This is a genomic window from Bacillus cereus group sp. BfR-BA-01524, assembly GCF_022662595.1.
Classification (GTDB): Bacteria; Bacillota; Bacilli; order Bacillales; family Bacillaceae_G; genus Bacillus_A; species Bacillus_A thuringiensis_S.
In genome coordinates this window covers 55446-78516 of sequence record NZ_JAKUDW010000019.1, presented here as the reverse complement: position 1 = coordinate 78516, position 23071 = coordinate 55446, and the positions used below count along the sequence as shown (strand labels likewise).

The window sequence follows — 23071 nt, the reverse complement described above, 5'->3', positions numbered from 1 at the left end:
GATAATAGAACGTTTCACCTAGGGGATAAGATGAGTGTAAGGTTGCCAAGTGATGCGGCATATGCACCGCAAGTAGAGAAAGAAAATAGTTGGCTTCCTATATTAAGTAAGGGACTTTCTTTACCAATTTCTACACCGATTGCGAAAGGGAATTCGTCTGAAGCGTATCCATGGCCTTGGTCTATTAATAAGTGGATAGAAGGGGATACAGTTACGAAAGAAAATGTTCGTGACTTAAGTGAATTTGCGGCGGACTTAGGATCGTTTTTAGTAGAATTACAATCTATTGATGCGAGTAACGGCCCTTTAGCTGGAGCACATAATTTTTACAGGGGCGGACTTATATCGGTATATGATGAAGAGGCGAGAGCTGCTATTGAAAATAATAAGGATGTTTTTGACGAGGCATTATTAAAGCATCTTTGGAATTTAGCACTTAGTTCAACATGGGATCGTGAACCAGTTTGGGTGCATGGAGATGTAGCGCCGGGTAATTTACTCGTTAAAGATGGAAAACTTTGTGCTGTAATTGATTTTGGTATTTTAGGCGTAGGAGATCCTGCTTGTGATGCAGCGATGGCTTGGACGTTTTTTGATGAAAATAGTAGAAATGTATTTAAAGAAGTATTACGCATGGATGAAGAAACGTGGAATAGAGCGAGAGGATGGGCACTTTGGAAGGCGTTAATTACATATGATGCGAATAGGGGTAGTAATGAAAAAGTAGCAGAAGAATCTTATCGTATCATTCAAGTGCTTGTGGATGATTATGAGAGGTAATAGAAAAGCCTATTTTAAAATAGGCTTTTTCATATGATTAAATAGTAGAAATGGAAAGAAGGAATACAACATTATTATACAGAATATTTAGATAATAGGAGGTGTCGAATTTTGAGTGAAATTGAATTAAAGAGTAATGTAATTAAGACAGGGCGAGAGAAGGGGATTATTCTTCGGTTTATACTTGCTAGTCTCGTTGGGGTGTTTATGTTTTTCGTTCCTGTTACGATAAACGGTGCATCGTCTATTATGATTGATCATATCGTATCGTGGATTAGGGCTTCGGTTCCAGGCGTAGTACCTTATTATGCATTGTTTGTTATGGCGATTGGTGCGATTTATCCATTTTATACGAAGAAATGGAATGCATCTATCGTAGACATTTGTTTTTCTATTTTAAAAGTAGTTGGCGTTGTTTTTGGCATATTATATTGTTTAAAAGTAGGACCAGCTTGGTTCTTTGCGCCAGATGTTGGGCCGTTTTTGTATGAGAAGCTAGTCATATCAGTAAGTTTGCTCGTTCCAATTGGTTCGGCATTTTTAGCGTTATTAGTTGGATATGGATTGCTTGAATTTATCGGTACATTTTGCCGTCCGATTATGAGGCCATTATGGAATACGCCAGGGAGATCGGCGATTGATGCAGTTGCTTCCTTCGTTGGAAGTTATTCGCTTGCCCTTCTTATTACGAATCGTGTGTATAAAGAAGGAAAGTATACGACAAAAGAAGCAGCAATTATCGCTACAGGATTTTCTACAGTATCCGCTACATTTATGATCATCATCGCAAAAACATTAGATATTATGCATTTATGGAATGTTTATTTTTGGACTACGCTTGTTGTAACATTCATCGTGACTGCTATCACCGTAAGAATCCCGCCCCTTAGTAGAAAACCAGATACATATGTAACAGAAGAAGGATTTCCAGAGCCTGTTTATAAAGAAAAAATGCTAGAACGTGCTTGGGAGGATGCGTTAGAAGTATCAAAGTCTGCACCGAGCATTATGAACAATATTGCAGTGAATTTGAAAGACGGTTTTATTATGACGATGGGAATTTTACCATCTATTATGTCAGTAGGATTAATTGGTATCGTCTTAGCGAAATTCACGCCAATATTTGATTGGATCAGCTATATTTTCCATCCATTTACGTGGGCTTTACAATTACCAGAAGCAGATTTAGCCGCTAAAGCAGCATCAGTTGGTATTGCGGAAATGTTTTTACCTTCTCTTTTAGTTGTAAGTGCACCACTTGTGACAAAGTTTGTCATTGCGGTTGTTTCGGTATCATCTATATTGTTTTTCTCCGCTTCCATTCCTTGTATTTTATCGACAGATATTCCGTTAAAAGTATCGGAACTTATTATTCTCTATGTACAAAGAACGATATTAACGTTACTGATTATTACACCGATTGCTTATTTGTTGCTTTAAAGTTTTAAAAAGATAAATCTATAACAAAAGAAGCCTTCTGTAAAAGGAAGGCCTCTTTTGATTAAAAGCGGGGTATTTTTATTTATTTTTCGTATATGACGTAATGCTTCTCAAGAAGATTCCTAGTCCTGCAAAAAAGAATCCTAAGCATAATAAGCTGCCTGGCGTTCCCCAAGTAATTTGATCTAGCATTTTTATCCCCTCCCGTTTATTATTATATAGAATTTATTGGGATTTACCAGAATTTTCTTTTTTATAATTGCGATATTAATGTTTATCGATGATCTATCCCACCCTAGATATGCAGAGTATATTCGAAAAATGATTCTTTCAATTATATTCTTTTATTATTATAAAACGTTTTTATTTTATATGATATAGTAACAACAAAGGGGGCTTACAAATGGAAATCATTCACGAAAGAGTAAAGTTACGGTTAATGGATAATACTGATGTCGAAACTTTGTTTTCGATTGTAGAAGGAAATCGAGATATTTGGGCGTATTTAATCTCTAAAATGGATAGTGTGCAAGATATGCAACAATACGTTCAAAAAGCGATAAAGGGTTACGGAAGAGGTACTCAAATACCTTTCGTAGTCGTAGATCAACAGACGAATAAGATTGTAGGAAGTACACGTTTATATAATATTTCAGTAGAAGATAAGACAGTTGAGTTAGGGCAAACGTGGTATCATCCGAGTGTGCAACGTACGAGTATAAATACAGAGTGTAAGTATATGCTTCTTCAGTATGCTTTTGAAAAATTGCATATGCTGAGAGTGCAAATTAAGACGGATGCAAGAAATGAAAAAGCACAACGAGCAATTGAAAGGTTAGGCGCAGTAAAAGAGGGTGTGCTTAGAAATGAAAGAAAATTACCGAATGGTTATGTGAGAGATGCGGTGGTGTACAGTATTATCTCGAGTGAATGGCCAGGCGTAAAAGAACAATTGTTAGAAAAATTAGAGTTGTATAAAGAAAAGTTATAATTCGTGTTTTGAAAGGTATATTGTTCGTGAGGCATGAAAAATATACCTTTTTTCTTACAAAATGCTACTTTATTTTAATTCCTTTTGTTTCATCGTTCCCTTCTGAGAAAAAATTCGTTACAATGTAGTTGTATGGTAATAAACTTATGAATTTAAAAAATGTAATGAAAACCGCAAATGAAAATGAATTGATAATCCTCAATTTTAAATGAAAACCCTTTTATACATAAATAACAAGTAAAGTTCCTTCTTTTAAATAAACTCAAACAAAACGATTTGATATAAATGTTTTTTATAGAAGTATGGATGATGTACGGAGGCAATTACAAATGAAAGAAAATAAGAAGAGTAAGAAAAGACGAATCTTTCAAGTATTTTTACTAATGATTTGTTCTGCTATTTTATATGTAAGTTATGCAGCTTACGATATTTGGAGTTATCGTTTTAAAGCAAATGATGACGTGAAAACGGATGCTGGTATCGTACTAGGAGCAGCTTCATGGAACGGAAAACCATCTCCTGTATTTAAAGAAAGAATTAATCATGCGATTTCTTTATATAAGAACGGAAATATTAAAAAGATTATTTTTACAGGTGGTACAAAGTTCGAGGCAGAACTTGAGGAAGCACGTACTGCAAGAGTATATGCAATGAAACAAGGTGTAAAAGAGGAAGATATTTTAATTGAAACTAAATCCCTTTTCACTGAAGAAAATTTAAAAAATGCGAAGCAAGTTGGAATAGAGAACGGTATACAAACATACACGATTGTAAGTGATCCACTTCATATGAAACGCGCAATGAGAATCGCAAAACATATTAATATTGAAGCGTATGCTTCACCAACGCCGACATCAGCATATAAAACGTTAGATACAGAAATACCATTCTTCTTTAAAGAATTATTCTCGTATATTGGATATGTAACCTCTTTGCCGTTAAAAGCATTGAAGGGGGACTAATATAAGAAAAGGATCTATCCTTAAATAGGAACTTTTCTTATTAGTCAAAAACATTGTATTTTTATCGGAATAGTGAAACAATAGAGAGGTAGCTTCATATAATCATAATGACAAAATGAACGGTTTATGAATCGAGCATAAAGTGAAACTTTAATCAGTGGGTGGGTTTCTCACTGATTATTAGTTGAACCAATCGGGCGTTTACGGGCAGTTGATCTTCCACCTAACTTCCTTTGCTTCACCTGAATTTTTAGGTGGGAGTTTTACTGCCCGTTAATGCGGGATAAAGGAGATTATAGTATGGCACTCTCATTTGTTGAAACAGAAGAACAGTCTTTAATTATTGAGAAAATAAATAAATTGATTCCGAAGTTCATGGAAAGGGAGCATCAGCTAAGTGAATTAGGATCATTTCCGTATGAAAATATAAATGATTTGAAAGATATCGGATATACGAAATTAACGTTACCGAAGGAATTTGGTGGTAGTGCGATTTCTTTATATGACTTTGTTTTATTTCAAGAGAAAATCGCGGAAGGCTGTGGAGCTACTGCATTATCGATTGGCTGGCATCTTGGCATTGTGAAGGAGCTAGCGGAAAATCGCTCTTGGAATGATGAGATGTTCAAATGGTTTTGCGAAGAAGTTCGTAATGGTGCGCTCTTTAACAGGGCAGCAACAGAACCGAAAACAGGGAGTCCGACGCGTGGCGGCAAACCAGAAACAATAGCGGTTCAACAAGGCGAGAAGTGGGTTATAAATGGAAGAAAAACTTTTACAACGATGGCGCCAGTACTTGATTATTTTATTATTTCAGCAAGTATGGAAGGCCAAGAAGAAGTTGGTGAGTTTGTTATTCCAAGAAATACACTCGGTGTATCTATTGAAGAAACGTGGGATAGCGTTGCAATGAGAGGGACTGCTAGCCACGACCTTGTCTTACAAAATGTAGAGATAGAAAGCCGCTTTTTTACGGATGTGAAGGGCGGAAAAGTAAAACAAAAGGGTATTGGCTGGTTGCTACATATACCAGCATGTTATTTAGGAATTGCACAATCAGCAAGAAATTATGCAGTTCAATTTGCGGGATCATACAAACCAAATAGTTTAAATCATTCTATTAGTTTATTGCCGAATGTTAGAAGATTAGTTGGAGAATTAGAACTTGAGCTTATGCAAGCTCGCGTCTTTTTATATCAAATTGCGAAAAAATACGATGAGGCAGAAGATAAACTGTCACTGCAAGCAGAATTAGCGGCAGTGAAATACGCCGTAACAAATGCGGCGATATCCATAGTGGATAAATCAATGCGCATCGTAGGAGCAAAAAGTTTATCAGAAAAAAATCCGCTTCATCGTTACTATTTAAACGTCAGAGCAGGATTGCACAATCCGCCGATGGATGATGCAACACTATCTATATTAGCGGATGCGGCGTTTCGGTCGTAGTTTTTTTAACTTGCATTTTATTGTTTATGGACAATATAGTTGTTTTGAAAGCACGTGTTTGATTACTAATCAAACACGTGCTTTTTATGTGTACGACGTACCAAATTGAGATGTAGATTTTTAATATAAATGGTTATCATGATTTTTGATTGTTATTGGCTGAAAGAATATTTATTGCAATGTTAGTTGAGAAACTTTTAATCCCAAATTAAAGGTCTTTCCAAGTTAACCATTCGCAAATATTGTAAAAATTGACCCGCATGGACCGCATCATGATAGGCAATTCGTAATAGCATATCACCTAAATATCGTTGATAGCCAACATCACTTCGATCAATAAGTCTTGAATCTAGCTCGGCTATGCTTATTGATTGAACATATTCTATGAAATCGGCAAAATATGATTGTGCTAATTCAATCTCTTTTTTAACACAAGTAATTGGTTCGTCATCATACGGGATGTGAATGTCGTTTATTGAACCGTTGTTTTTTATAATCATATGATAGTAAAAAGTTGAGCTCCATACGTGACGAATCATTTCACCAAAGGACATAGCCTCAGGATCAGGCTTCCAATTAAGAAAATTATCGGGAAGAGAATTCCATAATTTTTCTGAGCGCCTTCTCGTTTCTTGCAAATTTAATATACTAAGATCAATTACATTCATAATACATTCTCCTTTACTATTAAACTTAAAATAATTGTATCAATTTAATAGTTAGGGTATCATCGAAATATGAATGTATATCCGAATATCTCATATATAGCTAAACTAATTGCTGAACCTACAAGAGCAATCATCTTAGATTGTCTAATGAATAATCAGGCACTACCTGCTAGTGAATTGGCTTATATGGCAAAAGTGTCACATCCAACAATTAGTTCGCATCTTTCTAAATTAGTAGAAGGGAATTTACTTACAGTTGAACAACATGGTAGACATCGTTACTATCGACTTGCTAATCAAGAAGTTGCAGAAGTGCTTGAAAAGTTAGGGACAATTGCACCAACAGTTCAAGTTCGCTCTTTAAAACAATCAAGCCAACTAAAACAAATTCGTTATGCTCGAACTTGTTATGATCATCTTGCAGGTAAACTCGGTGTAGAGATAACCGAAAAATTATTAGATAAGGAATTTATCATTTTAGAGAAAGGAGAATACATTGTAACGGAACAAGGTAAGCAATGGTTTCTGAATTTTGGAATAAATGTTGATGAGGCAGATATAAAGAGAAGAATATTTGCAAAACCTTGTCTTGATTGGAGTGAACGACGCTACCATATTTCTGGTTGGTTAGGATCTGCAATAGCAAAACTGCTTTTTGAACAGGGATGGATTATGAAAGCGGATAAGAACCGAGCTGTCCATCTTACAAAGAAAGGTGTAAAGTTATTGGAAGATCAATTAGGCATTGATATGAAAACTGAGGAAAGAAAAGATTGAAATTAGAAAAGTCCGTCAAAATGACGGGTTTTTTCATTATGGTAGGAGTGTACATGAATAATAGGATGTTACCAATAATCGTTGCCAATAAAAAAATCTTTCTTTTCATTCTTCTTTTTTAAGTTTTAAAGGAGAAAGCTAGGCTTCTTATTTTTACTAATGTTATAATAAGAAAAAAGCACGAAAAGAGGTCATCTCATGCTAGAGGTTATTGCAACATGTTTAGAAGATGTAAAACGAATTGAAAGCGCTGGCGGGAAGCGGATTGAATTAATTTCATCTTATACAGAAGGTGGTTTAACACCGAGTTATGCTTTTATAAAAAAAGCGGTAGAAGCGGTAAGTATACCAATTCATGTTATGATTCGTCCGCATGCGAAGTCTTTTACATATACGGAAGAAGAAATTGAAATGATGAAAGAAGATATTATAGTTGCGCAGAAGTTAGGAGCAGCTGGTGTAGTATTAGGCGTATTAAACGAACGAAATGAAGTGGATGAAGAGAAATTAGCGGACTTACTATCTGTTGTAGATGGAATAAATGTAACGTACCACCGTGCGATAGATGATATAGAAAATCCAGTAGAAGCAATGAACACTTTAAAGAAGTTTCATAAAGTGACTCACGTTCTAACTTCAGGTGGACAAGGAAATATAGTAGAGAATATTCCGGTGCTTACAGAAATGCAAAAGGTAAGCGATGGTCAAATTCAGCTTGTAGCTGGAGCTGGCGTGACGAAAGAAAATATAAAGCGATTGCTAGATGAAACTGGAATTTCGCAAGCTCATGTCGGTACAGCGGTAAGAGAAGGAAAATCATGTTTTTCTGAAATAGATCCTAATTTAGTACAAGAATTAGTTGAAATAATAAAATAAGTGCTTAAGAAAGAGGAGAAACGATGAAGGAAAATACGAAGAAAGAATTATTCTCTTGGGCTAAAACGATAGGTTTTACCCTTGTATTAATTGCTATTATTCGCGGTGTTTTATTTACACCTTCTTTAGTGCAAGGTGAATCAATGATGCCCACTTTAAAAAATAACGAACGAGTTCTAGTGAATAAGATTGGTTATAGTATAAGTGGATTAGATCGCTTTGATATTATCGTCTTCCACGGAAAAGAAGGATACGATTTAGTAAAACGAGTAATTGGTTTGCCAGGCGATACAGTTGAGTATAAAAATGATGTTTTATATGTAAACGGAAAAGCGATGGAAGAACCATATTTAAAAAAGTTTAAAGAAAAAGCAGTAGGCCGTGTATTAACTCCAGACTTTACGTTAGAACAAATCACTGGGAAAACGAAAGTGCCAGAAGGCCAAGTATTTGTTTTAGGGGATAATCGTGAAGTTTCTAAGGATGGTCGCATGTTTGGCTTTATTTCAGAAGATGAAATTGTCGGAAAAGGACAAGCTGTTTTCTGGCCGTTGGAACAAGTAAGAGCGTTATAAAGAAAAAGTATGGGAGAAATATTCTTCCGGTGGATTTAAATTACATTTTTTTGTAAAACTGAATGTTCAATTAAGAAAGACAGAGGTCATTTTGATTATTACTTTTCAAAATGGCCTCTGTTTATTTGAAGATAGTATTGCAAGGAGGGAATTTAAATGATAAAGAAAGAATCAGAAATTATCTTAAACAGGAAAGGAGCCAGGAAAGTAAACGAAATTCCTAAAGAGGTCTTACAATTACTACAGCAAGGGAAAGTAGAAAGTGTTAATCTAACAGAATGGCTAGCTATAAATCATATTGAACTACTTAAAAATGTCTTACCTTCAATAGGACTCAAGAATAGTTTGGAATGTATAGTAGCTGAATTAGAAAAACAGAACGTTGAAACAGGAATGAAAGTCATACGAATAACAGGGACTTTATTGGATGAAATTATACTCAAAGAGAATGATGGAAACAAGGAAGACGTACTGTTAAAATTATCTAATCATATTTCAGATAGTGTACGATGTTGGGCAGCGTTTATGAATAAAAAATCAAATGACACATTAAAAGATACATTAACATACATTCGACCTTTTGCGGCGGATCATCATTTTGGTGTTCGAGAAATTGCTTGGATGTCTATTAGAGAAGAACTTTCACAAAATATAGAAGAAAGTGTGGAATTGTTAGTAGAATGGGCAAAAAGTGAAGATGAGAATATTCGCAGGTTCTCTGTAGAATCTATTCGTCCTCGAGGTGTATGGAGTAAACATATTGAAATATTAAAACAAGAACCTGAAAAAGCACTTCCTATTCTTAATTTACTTAAATCAGATCCATCAAAATATGTACAAGATTCGGTTGGAAACTGGTTAAATGATGCAAGTAAAACTAAACCGGATTGGGTAATGAACCTGTGTAAAGAATGGGAAAAGGATGCTGACATAAAATCAACTAGTAGAATTATTAAAAAAGCTAAAAGAACGATTTTGAAAAATAAGTAATATACAACTAATAGACTCGGTAGTTGTACGAAGGAACATTCAATCATGTTAAAAAAGAATAATTTGAATAACTATGAGAAGAGCATGTATTGATCAATACATGCTCTTTATATTTACTTTTTTATTGCAGCTTTTATTCTAATAGTTTTGTAGCAATGTGAACTTTAGAAATTGAACCGTCGTGATTTCTAGGGTTAATTTTATATTCACTGTCAGGAAGCGAATCACTCCAATATAAATTACATTCACTAATAGTTCATTCTTCACGTGTTAAAGTTTTTTCAATCATCCAAGAGCCTTTCATTTTATATAAATCACATATTATTTTTGTTTTTTTATAGCGGACAAAATATATCGGATTATGTACGTGAAAAAAATATTGATAGAATTGAAAGAATATTTTATAATTTTAAATTATATGTTTGTTTCGAAAAACGGAATTTAAGTTCCGTAATTCGGAACGAAAGGGAGATAGAATGAGTATAAATAAAACGGCAGTTAAGACAATGGATATTTTAGAGTTGTTTTATGAGCATGAAGAGCTAAGTTTAACTGAGATGGTTCAGCTTACAAATATGCCGAAAACATCTGTTTATCGTTTAATTGGCTCGTTAGAAGAGATGGAGTTTTTACAAAAAAACGAAAAGGGGAAATATCGTTTAGGGGTCGTATTTTTACGGTTCGGTCAACTTGTTTCACAACGATTATCAGTAAGGAATATAGCAATTCCTTATATGAAAGAACTTAGAGATAGTTTAGGACAGGCAGTTAATTTAATAATTCAAGATGGTAATGACGCAATTTATGTTGAAAAGATGGAAGGTGTTCAGCCAGTACGCGTGTATACGGCGGTTGGAAGAAGAGCACCGCTTTATGCTGGTGCATGTCCGAGAATTTTACTATCGTATTTTTCTGAGGAAGAGAAACGGAGATACATAGAGGAAGTGGATTTAAAACAGTTTGCAGATGGAACAATTGTGGATAAGGAACAATTGCTAGAAGTGTTGCAAATGGCAAAAAAGGAAGGCTACACAATTAGTTATTCCGAGTTAGAAAATCATACAGCCGCAATAGCAGCACCCATTTTCGCAAGTGATGGAACGGTTGTAGCAGGTATGAGTATTTCGGGATTAGCAATTGAGTACAGCGAAAGTAACATTTCATATTTTATCGCTAAGGTGAAAGAAACAGCACATCGCATTTCGAAAGAACTCGGCTTTTTGGCATAGAAAGAGGGAGTAGGATGAAATTTTCTGCGTTAGGGGATCAAGCAATTATTGTTACATTTGGTGAAGAAATTAAGATGGATATATATGAGAAAGTACAGCGGTTATTTCAAGCACTGCAGCAACATCCATTTGCAGGAATGATTGAGTGCGTTCCGTCGTTTACTTCATTAGCTGTTTACTACAATGTATACGAAGTATGGAAGAGAAATGAGAGAAGTGAAAGGCCATATGATTACGTTCACCAGTATATAAAGGAGCTGTGTGATTCTTATAAAGAAGAAGTAAAACAGGATGTGAAACATATTTCTATACCAGTGTGCTACGGGGGAGAATATGGACCTGATTTAGAAGAGGTTGCGCATTATAAAGGTTTACAAGTAGAAGATGTGATTCGAATACATAGTGAAACTACATATTTTGTATATATGCTAGGTTTTACACCAGGGTTCCCGTATTTAGGAGGACTTTCAAAAGAATTAGAAACACCTAGAAAAGAAACACCACGGTTACAAATCTCTCCTGGTTCAGTAGGTATTGGCGGAAATCAAACAGGTATATATCCGCTTGAAACACCAGGAGGATGGAATATTATCGGCCGAACTCCTATTTCATTATTTAATCCAGAAGGAGAAATACCAACATATATTCAAAGTGGTATGTATTTACGATTTATCCCAATAACGAAGGAAGAGTACGTATCATTTGAGGGGGCTAAAGAATGGATGTAGAAGTTTTGCATGCAGGAATGTTTACAACAGTCCAAGATTTAGGACGATCTCATTATCAACAATACGGTGTGCCAGTTGGCGGGGCGATGGATCAAAGTGCACTTCGGATGATCAATATGTTAGTTGGTAATGAAGAGAATGAAGCGGGACTCGAAATGACGATTATGGGACCTAAGTTGTTAATAAAGAAAACGACTTTACTTGCGATTGGCGGAGCAGATATGGAACCGTTATTGAATGGAGAACGTATCCCGTTATGGCGTCCCATTTTAGCGGAAGAAGGTAGTATGCTTTGTTTTGGAAAAGTGAAAAGTGGTTGCAGAGCGTATGTAACTTTTGCGGGTGGTATACATATTGAGCGTACAATGGGAAGTAAAAGTACGTACATACGTGCTGCGATTGGTGGTATAGAAGGAAGAATGTTGAAAAAGGGTAACTACTTCCAAATTGGTGCACAACCAGAAATGGCGAGTCGTTTCATTCAAGACTTACAAAAAGATGCGAGAATAAAAACGAAATGGGCAATTAGCAACAGCGTACTACCAAAGTATAAGAAACATCCAAAGCTTCGTGTCATAACTGACTTTGAATATGATCAGTTTACAGAAGAAAGTAGAAAGGCATTTTTTACGAAAGAGTATAAGGTATCTAATTATGCTGACCGTATGGGCTATAGGGTTGAGGGAGAAGTTTTAAATAGGATTGAAGAAAAAGAGATTTTATCGAGTCCTGTTACATTTGGAACCATTCAAGTTCCTAATGGTGGACAGCCGATTATATTAATGGCAGATAGGCAAACGACAGGTGGCTATCCGAGAATGGGAAATATCATTTCAGTAGATTTACCTCTTCTTGCCCAGCTAAAGCCGGGGGACTATGTTTCTTTTGAGAAAATTATGCTTGAAGAAGCGGAACAATTGTACATAGAACAAGAAGTAAATATAAATCTCTTAAAGAAATTCATCGCTTTACGAAGCTGAAATTAGGAGGAATACATTGTGACTACAATTGATTTAAACTGTGATTTAGGAGAAAGTTTTGGCGCTTATAAAATGGGGAATGATGATGAAATTCTTCCGTTCGTTTCCTCTATAAACGTTGCTTGCGGTTTTCATGCGGGTGATCCGTCTGTAATGAGGAAGACGGTTGAAAAGGCAATGCAGCATAACGTAGTGATAGGGGCACATCCTGGTTTTCCAGATTTAATTGGATTTGGTAGAAGAAACATGAATGTTTCAGCAAGTGAAGTATATGATTATGTTTTATATCAAATTGGGGCACTAGACGGGTTTGTAAAAGTGGCTGGTGGGGAGATGCATCATGTGAAACCGCATGGCGCTCTATATAATATGGCGGCAACTGACCCGGAAATTGCAGATGCAATCGTAAAGGCAATTTATCATATTAACCCAAATCTATTACTTTACGGATTAGCAAATAGCGAGGCGTTTATACAGGCTGCAGAAAAATACAATGTAACTCTCGTACAAGAGGCTTTTGCGGATCGTACATATAAACAAGATGGTACATTAACGAGCCGTACAGAAGAAAATGCGCTTATAAAAGATGAAGACGAAGCGATAAAGCAAGTACTTCAAATGGTGAAAGAAGGCCATGTAAATGCGGTCAATGGAGAGAAAGTAGCAGTTCAGGCGCAAACGATTTGTTTACACGGTGATGGGGAAAAAGCAGTGCAATTTGCGAGAAGAATATACAGAACATTCAAACTTAATAGGGTTTCTATTTGTGCACCGAAATAAAAAATGAGAGGAAGTGCTAGAAATGATTAAATTAATCGGGATACTACTTGTTGCAGTGGGCTTTTTATTTAGATTAAATACACTTTTAGTAGTTATGGTTGCAGGTATTGTTACTGGTATGGTTTCAGGATTAAGTTTTTATGATGTGATCAGCATGTTCGGTAAATTTTTCATAGAAAATAGATATATGTCTATGCCAATTATATTAACTTTACCGGTAATCGGAATTTTAGAGCGTTACGGTTTAAAAGAAAGAGCAGAAGCACTTATAACGAAATCAAAAGGAGCAACAACTGGAAGAGTATTAATGTCATATTTTACGATAAGAGAATCATCAGCAGCACTAGGGCTTAATATTGGTGGGCATGCACAAACGGTAAGACCGCTCGTTGCACCGATGGCAGAAGGGGCCGCGCAAGGTAAATACGGTAAACTTCCTGAAAAATTAAGAGAAAAGATTAAAGCAAACGCAGCGGCTGCTGAAAATACAGCTTGGTTTTTCGGAGAAGATATTTTCATCGCAACTGGAGCTATTTTATTAATGAAAGGATTCTTCGATTCAGTAGGTATGCATGTCGGAGTATGGGATATGGCACTTTGGGGCATTCCAACTGCAATATCTGCACTTATTGTAAGCTGGATTAGATTTAGAAGGTTTGATAAATATATAGAGAAAACAATGAAGGCAGAAGGAAAAGAAGAGAAGGAGGCAATTTAATATGAACATCATCACAATGGATACAATCTATTATGTATTAGGGATAATCGTTGCTTTTATCGCTGTTCGTATCGCATTCGATCGTGAACATCCAAACAGATTCGGTTCTAGTTTATTTTGGGCATTGTTTGCAGTTACATTTTTATTCGGAAATGTAATTCCTTCGTTTTACGTTGGCTGTATAGTGCTCGCTATGGTCGTTTTAGCTTCACTAAATAAAGTAACAAAATCAGAGGAAAAAGAAGTACCTGTGCAAGAACGTGTAAAACATGCTGAGAAATTAAAAAATAAAATTTTTATGCCTGCACTTTTAATTCCTATTTTTACAATTATCGGTACGTTGACGTTAGGGAAAATTAAATGGGGTAATGTCTCTCTTGTTGATCCAGATAAAGTAACATTAGTTGCATTAGCGCTTGGTGCATTACTCGCATTCGTTGCGGCGATGCGTATTACAAAATCAAAAATAACAACGCCTGTACAAGAAGGAAGCAGACTATTACAAGCTGTCGGCTGGGCTGTTATTTTGCCACAAATGTTAGCAGCACTTGGCGGTATTTTCGCGAAGTCTGGCGTTGGACAAGTTGTTTCAGATCTAGTCGGACAAGTGTTACCGACAGAGTATCCATTCGTTGCTGTTATGGCGTACTGTTTAGGCATGATGCTATTTACAGTCGTAATGGGAAATGCATTCGCAGCGTTTGCTGTTATTACTGGCGGAATTGGCTTACCTTTAATAGTTCAAATGCACGGCGGAAACCCAGCAATTATGGCAGCACTCGGTATGTTTGCTGGATATTGTGGAACGCTACTTACTCCAATGGCAGCAAACTTTAATATCGTACCTGCAATGCTTTTAGAGCTAAAGGATAAAAATGCGGTTATTAAAGCACAAGTACCAATTGCTCTTTCAATTTTTATCATAAATATGTTTATTATGTACGGCCTTGTATATCGTTTCTAATTAGGAGGATAAAACTATGAAAACAGTATTATTAACAGGGTTTGATCCGTTTGGCGGAGAAAATATCAATCCAGCTTGGGAAGTAGCAAAAGGTTTGCATGAAAAAACAATTGGAGAATACAAGATAATAAGCAAACAAGTACCAACTGTATTTCATAAATCAATAAGCGTATTAAAAGAGTATATAGAAGAACTAGCGCCGGAAATTATTATATGCATTGGACAAGCTGGGGGCAGACCAGATATTACGATAGAACGTGTCGCACTTAATATTGATGATGCAAGAATTGCTGATAATGAAGGGAATCAGCCGGTAGATGTACCGGTTGTAGAAGAAGGAGCGATTGCGTATTGGTCCACACTCCCGATGAAAGCAATTGTAAAAAAACTTCGCGAAGAAGGCATACCGTCATCTATTTCACAAACGGCAGGTACATTCGTTTGTAATCACTTATTCTATGGACTTATGCATGAACTAGAGAAACATGATAAGAAAATAAAAGGAGGATTCATTCATATTCCGTTTTTACCAGAACAAGCGAGTAATTATCCAGGACAACCGAGTATGTCGCTTTCTACTATTCGTAAAGGGATAGAATTGGCAGTTGAGGTAACGACGATAGTTGAGGTAGATATTGTAGAGGTTGGGGGCACGACGCATTAAATAAAACGAATCGTACAACACCTCCTGTAAACAACTGGTATAATAAGAATAGGAAAATACATAGAGGTGATTTTTGTGCAGCAATTTGAAGAGGTTCGTTCAATTTTAGAAAAAGCGAAGAAAATTACAGTATTAACAGGCGCAGGTGCAAGTACGGAAAGTGGTATCCCAGATTTTCGTTCAGCAAATGGATTGTATGCTGATGCGAATGTGGAGATGTACTTATCAAGAGGGTACTATAACCGAAGTCCGAAAGAATTTTGGAAGCATTATAAAGAAATTTTTCAAATTAATACGTTCCATCAATATAAACCAAATCGTGGCCATCGCTTTTTAGCTGCGCTAGAAGAACAAGGGAAAGATATTACGATTTTAACGCAAAATATTGACGGTTTACATCAATTAGGTGGCAGTAAGCATGTCATTGATTTACATGGAACACTTCAAACAGCACATTGTCCAAAATGTAAATCTGGATATGATTTACAGTATATGATTGATCATGAAGTACCGCGTTGTGAGAAGTGTAATTTCATTTTAAATCCAGACGTTGTTTTATACGGAGATACATTGCCGCAATATCAAAATGCTATCAAACGTTTATATGAAACAGATGTGCTTATCGTTATGGGAACGTCACTAAAAGTACAGCCTGTCGCTTCATTCCCGCAAATTGCAAAGAGGGAAGTAGGAGCAACAACCATCTTAGTAAATGAAGAGTTAACAGGACAGGAATATAACTTTAATTTTGTTTTTCAAAATAAGATTGGTGAATTTGTTGAAGGGGTATCTTCAATGAAATAAGTTATCGAAAAAACTGAGGTATCTACCTCAGTTTTTTATTTGAGTAATCGCTGTTTTAAGCCATATGAAAACAGGTCGATAATGTAGTAACCACATCTCTATAACCTATAAAAAAGGTTTTAGTCGGCAAAATAGCAGAATAGGAAGAAATGTTTTCTTTAGCGAATACACAATCGTCATAAAGTAAGCTAATATGTAGCTGTTGTAAAGGCTCTATTTCGTTTTGCTTTAAGTATAAAACTAAGTCATTATAAAGTTGTTCACTATAATTACTTACGGAATATTCTATTGAAAGCTGACCTGCTATGCTAGTCCACCATACTTTAAAACTACATATTAATTCTTTAAATGATTCCTCATCACATAAATTAGCGTCAAAAAGCTTCTCGTAAAATATATGATTCTCCTCGTGAAAAATTTGTAAATCATATCTGTCGTTAGCGGTTTGCTTACGAAGAGTCAGCCATAGTTCTTTGAAATTTGTTTTAAAGTCAGTGGAGAAATGTAATGTTTTTGTTATGTAAGGAAAACGAAAATTTTCTTTTTTTCCTTTTTGATTGAGATAAATATTTTGAATGTAGATCATAAAGTTTAAACAATGTGGCGTATTAGTATGTATGATAAACGAATCTGTCATTTTCGTTCTCCTTTTAAGTAATGTCTTTTATGGATTTATTTAGTATACAAATAAATGTAAACGAATGGTATAAAAACTAGTTGTGTACCATTTTTCTTTTAGGATAATATTCATGTTATTGCGTATTAAGGGAATGGTAATAAATAGGGTAATAAATTTAAAAACTGAAAATTAAATCTTTTATTTCTTTTGTAATTAATATAATATTCTATATATATCATATAAATAAATTTGATACATAATGATTTTGCGTAGAAATGTTAATAGAATGAAGCGAGGGAGCGAAATGAGACAGAAAAAGGAGCAGAAAAAACAATCGAAAAAGAAAAAGACTCATATTCCATTTCGGTTAAATGTACTATTTTTTATTGTCTTTCTTTTATTTTCAGCTATTATAATTCAATTAGGTAAAGTACAAATCATTGATGGAGAAACGTATAGAAATGAAGTAAACAAAAAGGAAGATGTAACGGTAAGCACTCCCGTTCCTAGAGGGAAAATGTTTGATCGGCAAGGTCACGTTATTGTAAATAATAAACCATTGCGAACCGTTACATATACGAAAATGAGAGGAGTAGACTCGAAAGAAGTTTTACAAGTAGCAAGAGATTTAGCCAAGCTAATTGAAATGTCGCAAGAGGACATGGATAAGTTAACGGAGACAGATAAGAAAGATTTTTGGATGCAGTTAAATGAAAAGCGGGCAGCAGCGAAAGTAACGAAAGAAGATGAGAGTAAATTTAGAAAGCAAGAAATAGAAGGAAAAGAATTAGATAAAAAAGTAGAAGAACTGCGCCGGGAAAGAATTACGCAAGAAGAATTAAATGAGCTTTCAAAGGAAGATATAGAAGTATTAGTAATTAAAAGCAAAATGAATGCAGGATATAAAATGACACCGCAAATTGTTAAAAAAGATGTAAGTCAAAATGAATATGCTGTCGTTAGTGAAAGGTTGGCAAGTTTACCAGGGGTAGATACGACAGTAGATTGGGAACGTGAATACCCAAATGATAAAATACTGCGCTCTATACTAGGTAGCGTTTCTAATGAAAATGAAGGGTTGCCAAGAGAACAATTAGATTATTATTTAGTTCGTGATTATAATCGAAACGACCGTATTGGTAAAAGTTACATCGAAAAACAATACGAAGATGCACTACATGGAACGAAAGAACAGTCTAAAAATATTATGGATAAAGCAGGGAAGATTGTTCGAACAGAAAAAGTGACCGAAGGAAAAAGTGGAAATAATTTAATGTTAACAGTCGATATGGATTTGCAGAAAAGAGTAGAGGGAAGTCTTGAAAAGAATTTACGAGCCTTTCATGCTGCAGAGCCTATGATGGATCGTGCGTTCGTAGTAATGATGAATCCGAAAAACGGTCAAATTTTATCAATGGCAGGAAAGAAAATTGTAAATAAAGATGGCGGTATGCAAATAGAAGATTATGCATTAGGAACGATGACAAGTTCTTATGAGTTAGGATCAACTGTAAAAGGGGCTACTTTATTAGCTGGATATCAAACAGAAGCGATTAAGCCGTATACACATTTCTTTGATGCACCAATGTATTTTAAAGGAAGTTCTAAGCCGAAGAAATCGTGGAAAGAATTTGGGGATATTGATGATTTAAGAGCTTTACAAGTGTCATCGAACGTTTATATGTTTAATACAGCTTTAAAAATGGCAGGCATTAATTATGTCCCAAATAATCCATTAGACATTAAACAAGAAACATTTAATAAAATGCGCTACTATTTTAGACAATTTGGCCTAGGTGTGTCGACTGGTATTGACCTGCCAAATGAATCAATCGGTCAAATAGGTAGAACTGATAACATACCCGGATTTTTACTTGATTACGCGATTGGACAGTATGATACATATACGCCGCTTCAGCTTGCACAATATATTTCCACAATTGCAAATGGCGGTTACCGAATGAAACCACAAATTGTACAAGAAGTTAGAGAGCAACCGAATAGACCAGAGGATGTAGGAAAAGTCGTTCGGTCGATTGAACCAGTTGTATTAAATAGATTGGATATGGACACTTCGTACATTAATCATGTAAAAGAAGGATTTAGAAGAGTTTTTCAAGAAGCTGACGGAACAGGTACCGGAACGTTTAAAGGTCTACCATATAAACCAGCGGGAAAAACAGGAACAGCTGAGACAGTATATGGTGGAGAAAGTGATATTGGAAGAGATGAGAACAACAACCGAAAAAAATGTTATAATTTAACTCTTGCCGGTTATGCACCATATGATGCTGATCCGGAAGTAGCTTTTTCAGTTGTTGTACCATGGGTGAATGATGATAAATCAGGAATTAATTCTGCGATTGGTAAAGAGATTTTGGATGCGTATTTTGAATTAAAAACAAATAGATCAAATACAAATTCAATTCCAGTAGAACAACCGAACAAGGCACAGTAAAAATAGTATCACTGCATGGAAACATATTGTGCAGTGATATATTTTTTGAGTTAAAAAGCGCTTTATAAGGTGGGAATGGATATGAAAAAGGAGATTAAGAGAGGCTGGGGAAAGTACATACTATTTATATTTGTGATGGTAATAGGCTACCATTCTTTTACTTTATGTAAAGTGGAAGGCGAATCGATGCAGCCGACTTTATATGAAGAAGACTACGTATTTGTAAATAAAGCAGTAGTACGTCTTTCTAATTTACAGCACGGAGAAATTGTCATTATAAAGGAAGAGGATGAATCGAAATATTATGTGAAACGTGTAATAGGACTTCCTGGTGATGTAATTAACATAACGAATGGAAAGGTATATGTGAACGATAAAAAGCAAGAAGAACCATATACGAACAAAGATTTATTTAACAACACACAAGTGTTTTATAACTTTCAAAAGACAAAAATTCCGCCAAATAAGTTATTTGTAATGGGAGATAACCGCGAAGTGAGTAGAGATAGTCGCAATGGCTTAGGATATATTGAAGAAGATAACATAATTGGCAAGGTGGAATTTGTATATTATCCTTTTTCAAAAATGAAAATGATAGAATAAGTGGGGATATGCAAAACCCCACTTATTAAAGTTTCACTTTATTTTCTTTAAAAAACCTTTTGGATTAAATGATATGAAAAATTTATGTTTAGACTCGTTGATTATGAAGTTATTGTTTTTAGTTAAAAACTCTTCCACAGCTTCCATCGGGCCAGGACCCCAATCGGGAAGAAGCGGATTTCCGTTAATGGAGGTATCTTCTACAATCATATAACTGCCAGTAGTGACGATAGATTTATATAGTAAGAGTTCTTTGGATACATGCTCTTTACTATGATCAGAATCTAGAATAACTAAAATCACATCATCAGGTTTGCGCATACTTACTATTGTTTGGATGGCCTGCACAGAAACAGAAGATGCTGTTAAATACGTAATCCGATTATGTGATGGCCGATTTGGCTGCGGAGTTATATCGATAGTAAGTACGTGACCTTTTCCAATTAAATCTAACATAGAAGCTAAATACAGTGCACTACCACCGTGAAAAGTCCCGCATTCAATAATTAAATCGGGCTTTAATTCATAAATAATTTCTTGATACAAAAAGAGATCAGAGGGAAGTTTACAGATTGGAACCCCGAACCAGTGTGTATCGTTTAACCACACGAGGCTGTTGTAATATTGGTTTAAAAATTCATTGCTTATATTATCGATTTTAAATTCTCCTTTCTAAAAAGGATTCTCTCGTTTGACGTAAAGTGTTTACGCATGAAAGTTGTACTATATATTATGTAGTAAGGAATTATAAGGCGAGTGTTTTTAATTGAAAATAAGCCAAATAACTCATGTGGAAAATGAAAGGAAATGATCGTATGTACAAATACACAATTTGCTTTATTAGAAAAAGCGATAAAATACTGCTATTAAATAGAAATAAAAAGCCGAATATGGGGATGTGGAATGGTGTCGGAGGGAAAATAGAAGAGAATGAAACGCCATACGATGGAATAATTAGAGAAACGTTTGAGGAAACGGGCATAGAACTTTCAAGTGTAACGTATAAAGGGACTGTTGTTTTTAAAGGTAAAGATGAGCCCCAGGCTAGTGAAGGAATGTATGTGTTCGTTGCTGATTTGCCAGATGGAATGCAAATGAATACACCATTACGTACGGCTGGAGGATTGTTAGAATGGAAAGAAATTGATTGGATATTAGATGGTGATAATAGAGGAGTAGTTAGCAATTTACCAAAATACTTACCGATAGTATTAACAGAAGAAAATAAGTTAAAACATATATTCACTTACGATAACCGGAATATTATTAATTACACAACTGCATGTTTGACAGAAGATGATGCGAACAAACGATATGAAAAACAACTCGTTTCTCAATAGAAGAGGATAGTGAAAAATCACGTTTTTGCTTTCATTATATATGCGAGGTGATTATATGCTTCAGAAATACAATTCATTGGTCATAATTGTAATATGTATGATATAACTTTTCTTATGGTGAAAGAGTAGAGAATATACGTAAACGGAACAAAAAAGAGGTGGCTTTGCCACCTCTTTTCCGTTAGTCACGAATCGCCTTAATCATAAATCGATGTTGCTTCACATCAAAATATCCTTTTTGTAAGATGCTCTCATGTATGCGATATAAATCCTCATAATACCTTTCAACAGTAAAATTAGGGATTTGCCACGGAATTGCTTTTAAATAATAGACAATCGCACCAATGTCGTAAAAGCGTTGAAAAGGAAACTCTTCTTTTTCTTCTAAAATAGTAAATCCATTTTCCTTTAACTCACTGCATGCGGTTTCGAGAGACCAACTTGCAAATTCGCTATTTAGTGGTGAGCCAAACTGCGCATTAAGTTCCGTGCAATCAAGACCACCAACTTGTTGTGTAAGAAAAACGCCACTTGGAGAAAGGACTCTGTTTACCTCAGAAGCAGCATACGATTCATGTTGATTTATAATTAAATCAAATTGACGATTTTGAAATGGTAAAACAGTATCATCGTTCACCGCCACAACAGTAACTCCAAAAGGCTCTAACTTCTTTCGAGCAATTGGCACGTTTGGAGCGTAGCCCTCAGTAGCCAATATAGTTGACGGGAACGGTTGTAACATAGATAAAAACTCTCCGCCGCCAGTACCCATATCGAGCATTGATTCTGCACGTTGCATAAGCTGAAAAGCAGTACTGCCGTACGACCATGGTAATGGCTCGCTCTTCATTCGACCTGTTTCTGAAATGAAAGAAAAATCCCAGCCACTAAAATTTGTATTTGCGCTTTCTAATAAAGTTAAAAATAATGGATCACGTTTCATAATTTTGTCCTCCTATTTTTTAATAGATGATATGATGAGAAAAAAAAGCGGAGGACCTCTTATTAAAGAGAAACGGTTTTACGTTTCGTGTTCGAATAGATTCATATAACGTTACTCCTTGTGAGAATTGTTATTTATATATTTGGGATTTTCGAGTGGAATTCCTTTAAAATATAAAGGAAAGGTAGATGTTTAATGGAGAATTGGATTGAGTTTACAGACAAAGAGGACGAGCGAATTTTGGAAAGGGTATATAGTGAGCTTGAGTTTTCGCCAGGTGTTTCTACATTTCCATCATTTATGGTGCCAAGTCCTTTTGTTACATATGATATTTCTCATTACTTTGGAGAGTCGATAAATGATCTGGAAAGTAAAGCGTTACAAGCCTTTCAAGAAATTACAGCATCGAATGAATATATCATGGCACTAGATTGGTAACATGAGTGTTATTGGGTGAATCCCCATTTAGAGTTTGAAAGAAATGAATTTGATGAGTGGATGATACCTGTATTTCCAAATGGAGATTACTACTTCTTTATTCAAAAAGACTTTAAGTGGGGCTATTTAGGCCAGCCTTTGGAAGAGAGTATAACGATATTTGGAAAAGAACTTATAGAAAGCTTTGAACGAAATAAGCCGAAAATGTTTCAAAATATTTTAAGGCAAGGGTAATGTTTGAAAGAAAAAAAAGCCCTTCTGCTTCATTTTGAAGTAGAAGGGTTTTTTTAAAAAT

Annotated in this window: 24 protein-coding genes and 1 pseudogene; 21 read left to right on the top strand and 4 right to left on the bottom strand. The window is 35.3% G+C overall.

The window, feature by feature from the left end; genetic code table 11:
* From MR170_RS09350 to MR170_RS09330, 5 genes are all read left to right on the top strand, one after another.
* A partial coding sequence (locus tag MR170_RS09350; protein ID WP_242308047.1) for an aminoglycoside phosphotransferase family protein occupies positions 1-780 on the top strand: 780 nt, incomplete at its 5' end.
* A 111-nt stretch (positions 781-891) separates the two neighbouring features.
* Positions 892-2220, top strand: a complete 1329-nt coding sequence (locus MR170_RS09345) for a YjiH family protein (RefSeq protein WP_242308045.1) — start codon at positions 892-894, stop codon at positions 2218-2220.
* 403 nt (positions 2221-2623) lie between these two features.
* Positions 2624-3211, top strand: a complete 588-nt coding sequence (locus MR170_RS09340) for a GNAT family N-acetyltransferase (RefSeq protein WP_088114674.1) — start codon at positions 2624-2626, stop codon at positions 3209-3211.
* A 329-nt stretch (positions 3212-3540) separates the two neighbouring features.
* Positions 3541-4173: a YdcF family protein gene (locus MR170_RS09335; protein ID WP_000662215.1), complete on the top strand. Its 633-nt coding sequence runs from the start codon at positions 3541-3543 to the stop codon at positions 4171-4173.
* 300 nt (positions 4174-4473) lie between these two features.
* Positions 4474-5622, top strand: coding sequence for an acyl-CoA dehydrogenase family protein (locus MR170_RS09330; RefSeq protein ID WP_053564093.1), 1149 nt, complete (start codon positions 4474-4476; stop codon positions 5620-5622).
* A 197-nt stretch (positions 5623-5819) separates the two neighbouring features.
* Here MR170_RS09330 and MR170_RS09325 read toward each other — a convergent pair whose 3' ends face one another.
* Positions 5820-6290 carry a DinB family protein gene (locus tag MR170_RS09325; RefSeq protein ID WP_242308044.1) on the bottom strand — a complete coding sequence of 157 codons (471 nt, stop codon included), beginning with the start codon at positions 6288-6290 and terminating at the stop codon, positions 5820-5822.
* Between the two features lie 69 nt (positions 6291-6359).
* Between MR170_RS09325 and MR170_RS09320 the strand changes: the two genes are divergently transcribed.
* The 12 genes from MR170_RS09320 (at position 6360) to MR170_RS09260 (ending at position 16375) form a co-directional block, all read left to right on the top strand.
* A complete protein-coding gene (locus tag MR170_RS09320; RefSeq protein WP_069355862.1) occupies positions 6360-7067 on the top strand; it encodes an ArsR/SmtB family transcription factor in 708 nt (235 codons plus the stop codon).
* 198 nt (positions 7068-7265) lie between these two features.
* Entirely contained in the window at positions 7266-7943 is a 678-nt protein-coding gene (locus MR170_RS09315; protein ID WP_029442706.1) for a copper homeostasis protein CutC, read from the top strand.
* Between the two features lie 23 nt (positions 7944-7966).
* Positions 7967-8518, top strand: a complete 552-nt coding sequence (lepB, locus tag MR170_RS09310; RefSeq protein WP_000662498.1) for a signal peptidase I — start codon at positions 7967-7969, stop codon at positions 8516-8518.
* A 156-nt stretch (positions 8519-8674) separates the two neighbouring features.
* Complete coding sequence (locus MR170_RS09305) at positions 8675-9508, top strand: DNA alkylation repair protein (protein ID WP_029442705.1); 834 nt, start codon at positions 8675-8677, stop codon at positions 9506-9508.
* A 476-nt stretch (positions 9509-9984) separates the two neighbouring features.
* On the top strand, positions 9985-10737 hold the full coding sequence (locus MR170_RS09295) for an IclR family transcriptional regulator (RefSeq protein WP_000026366.1): 753 nt from the start codon (positions 9985-9987) through the stop codon (positions 10735-10737).
* 14 nt (positions 10738-10751) lie between these two features.
* A complete protein-coding gene (pxpB, locus tag MR170_RS09290; RefSeq protein ID WP_242308043.1) occupies positions 10752-11465 on the top strand; it encodes a 5-oxoprolinase subunit PxpB in 714 nt (237 codons plus the stop codon).
* Positions 11456-12445, top strand: a complete 990-nt coding sequence (locus tag MR170_RS09285; RefSeq protein WP_029442703.1) for a 5-oxoprolinase subunit C family protein — start codon at positions 11456-11458, stop codon at positions 12443-12445. Before pxpB ends, MR170_RS09285 begins: the two co-directional genes overlap by 10 nt.
* 18 nt (positions 12446-12463) lie before the next feature.
* On the top strand, positions 12464-13225 hold the full coding sequence (gene pxpA / locus MR170_RS09280; protein ID WP_242308042.1) for a 5-oxoprolinase subunit PxpA: 762 nt from the start codon (positions 12464-12466) through the stop codon (positions 13223-13225).
* 22 nt (positions 13226-13247) lie between these two features.
* Complete coding sequence (locus MR170_RS09275) at positions 13248-13943, top strand: DUF969 domain-containing protein (protein ID WP_000593392.1); 696 nt, start codon at positions 13248-13250, stop codon at positions 13941-13943.
* Between the two features lies 1 nt (position 13944).
* On the top strand, positions 13945-14907 hold the full coding sequence (locus tag MR170_RS09270) for a DUF979 domain-containing protein (protein ID WP_001021658.1): 963 nt from the start codon (positions 13945-13947) through the stop codon (positions 14905-14907).
* A 16-nt stretch (positions 14908-14923) separates the two neighbouring features.
* The gene (gene pcp, locus MR170_RS09265; protein ID WP_242308041.1) at positions 14924-15571 is read left to right on the top strand and encodes a pyroglutamyl-peptidase I; all 648 of its coding nucleotides are present in this window, start codon (positions 14924-14926) and stop codon (positions 15569-15571) included.
* Between the two features lie 75 nt (positions 15572-15646).
* Entirely contained in the window at positions 15647-16375 is a 729-nt protein-coding gene (locus MR170_RS09260; protein ID WP_242308040.1) for an NAD-dependent protein deacylase, read from the top strand.
* A gap of 55 nt (positions 16376-16430) precedes the next feature.
* Here MR170_RS09260 and MR170_RS09255 read toward each other — a convergent pair whose 3' ends face one another.
* Positions 16431-17012 (bottom strand): hypothetical protein, encoded by a 582-nt coding sequence (locus MR170_RS09255; RefSeq protein WP_242308039.1) that lies wholly within the window; start codon positions 17010-17012, stop codon positions 16431-16433.
* A 286-nt stretch (positions 17013-17298) separates the two neighbouring features.
* On the opposite strand from MR170_RS09255, the gene MR170_RS09250 reads away from it, so the two are divergent.
* Together MR170_RS09250 and lepB (MR170_RS09245) are read left to right on the top strand one after the other, a co-directional pair.
* Positions 17299-19452 (top strand): peptidoglycan D,D-transpeptidase FtsI family protein, encoded by a 2154-nt coding sequence (locus MR170_RS09250; protein WP_016081082.1) that lies wholly within the window; start codon positions 17299-17301, stop codon positions 19450-19452.
* Positions 19453-19533: 81 nt separating this feature from the next.
* Positions 19534-20055 carry a signal peptidase I gene (gene lepB / locus MR170_RS09245; RefSeq protein ID WP_016081083.1) on the top strand — a complete coding sequence of 174 codons (522 nt, stop codon included), beginning with the start codon at positions 19534-19536 and terminating at the stop codon, positions 20053-20055.
* 33 nt (positions 20056-20088) lie between these two features.
* On the opposite strand, the gene MR170_RS09240 is transcribed toward lepB (MR170_RS09245), so the two are convergent.
* The gene (locus MR170_RS09240) at positions 20089-20712 is read right to left on the bottom strand and encodes a cephalosporin hydroxylase family protein (protein ID WP_346749465.1); all 624 of its coding nucleotides are present in this window, start codon (positions 20710-20712) and stop codon (positions 20089-20091) included.
* Positions 20713-20870: 158 nt separating this feature from the next.
* On the opposite strand from MR170_RS09240, the gene MR170_RS09235 reads away from it, so the two are divergent.
* Positions 20871-21395, top strand: a complete 525-nt coding sequence (locus MR170_RS09235; protein WP_242308036.1) for an NUDIX hydrolase — start codon at positions 20871-20873, stop codon at positions 21393-21395.
* 181 nt (positions 21396-21576) lie between these two features.
* Here MR170_RS09235 and MR170_RS09230 read toward each other — a convergent pair whose 3' ends face one another.
* Positions 21577-22338, bottom strand: coding sequence for a class I SAM-dependent methyltransferase (locus tag MR170_RS09230; RefSeq protein ID WP_242308034.1), 762 nt, complete (start codon positions 22336-22338; stop codon positions 21577-21579).
* A gap of 195 nt (positions 22339-22533) precedes the next feature.
* Here MR170_RS09230 and MR170_RS09225 point away from each other — a divergent pair.
* Positions 22534-23010 (top strand): annotated as a pseudogene (locus MR170_RS09225) (DUF2716 domain-containing protein).
* Positions 23011-23071 lie beyond the last annotated feature (61 nt).

Bases quoted from the DNA above. Each gene is read 5' to 3' on its own strand.
- MR170_RS09270 (WP_001021658.1), top strand. From the start codon at position 13,945: ATGAACATCATCACAATGGATACAATCTATTATGTATTAGGGATAATC.
- MR170_RS09255 (WP_242308039.1), bottom strand. From the start codon at position 17,012: ATGACAGATTCGTTTATCATACATACTAATACGCCACATTGTTTAAAC.
- MR170_RS09340 (WP_088114674.1), top strand. From the start codon at position 2,624: ATGGAAATCATTCACGAAAGAGTAAAGTTACGGTTAATGGATAATACT.
- MR170_RS09315 (WP_029442706.1), top strand. From the start codon at position 7,266: ATGCTAGAGGTTATTGCAACATGTTTAGAAGATGTAAAACGAATTGAA.
- lepB (WP_000662498.1), top strand. From the start codon at position 7,967: ATGAAGGAAAATACGAAGAAAGAATTATTCTCTTGGGCTAAAACGATA.
- MR170_RS09335 (WP_000662215.1), top strand. From the start codon at position 3,541: ATGAAAGAAAATAAGAAGAGTAAGAAAAGACGAATCTTTCAAGTATTT.
- lepB (WP_016081083.1), top strand. From the start codon at position 19,534: ATGAAAAAGGAGATTAAGAGAGGCTGGGGAAAGTACATACTATTTATA.
- MR170_RS09295 (WP_000026366.1), top strand. From the start codon at position 9,985: ATGAGTATAAATAAAACGGCAGTTAAGACAATGGATATTTTAGAGTTG.
- MR170_RS09235 (WP_242308036.1), top strand. From the start codon at position 20,871: ATGTACAAATACACAATTTGCTTTATTAGAAAAAGCGATAAAATACTG.
- MR170_RS09250 (WP_016081082.1), top strand. From the start codon at position 17,299: ATGAGACAGAAAAAGGAGCAGAAAAAACAATCGAAAAAGAAAAAGACT.
- MR170_RS09230 (WP_242308034.1), bottom strand. From the start codon at position 22,338: ATGAAACGTGATCCATTATTTTTAACTTTATTAGAAAGCGCAAATACA.
- pcp (WP_242308041.1), top strand. From the start codon at position 14,924: ATGAAAACAGTATTATTAACAGGGTTTGATCCGTTTGGCGGAGAAAAT.
- MR170_RS09275 (WP_000593392.1), top strand. From the start codon at position 13,248: ATGATTAAATTAATCGGGATACTACTTGTTGCAGTGGGCTTTTTATTT.
- MR170_RS09330 (WP_053564093.1), top strand. From the start codon at position 4,474: ATGGCACTCTCATTTGTTGAAACAGAAGAACAGTCTTTAATTATTGAG.
- MR170_RS09320 (WP_069355862.1), top strand. From the start codon at position 6,360: ATGAATGTATATCCGAATATCTCATATATAGCTAAACTAATTGCTGAA.
- MR170_RS09305 (WP_029442705.1), top strand. From the start codon at position 8,675: ATGATAAAGAAAGAATCAGAAATTATCTTAAACAGGAAAGGAGCCAGG.
- pxpB (WP_242308043.1), top strand. From the start codon at position 10,752: ATGAAATTTTCTGCGTTAGGGGATCAAGCAATTATTGTTACATTTGGT.
- MR170_RS09325 (WP_242308044.1), bottom strand. From the start codon at position 6,290: ATGAATGTAATTGATCTTAGTATATTAAATTTGCAAGAAACGAGAAGG.
- MR170_RS09285 (WP_029442703.1), top strand. From the start codon at position 11,456: ATGGATGTAGAAGTTTTGCATGCAGGAATGTTTACAACAGTCCAAGAT.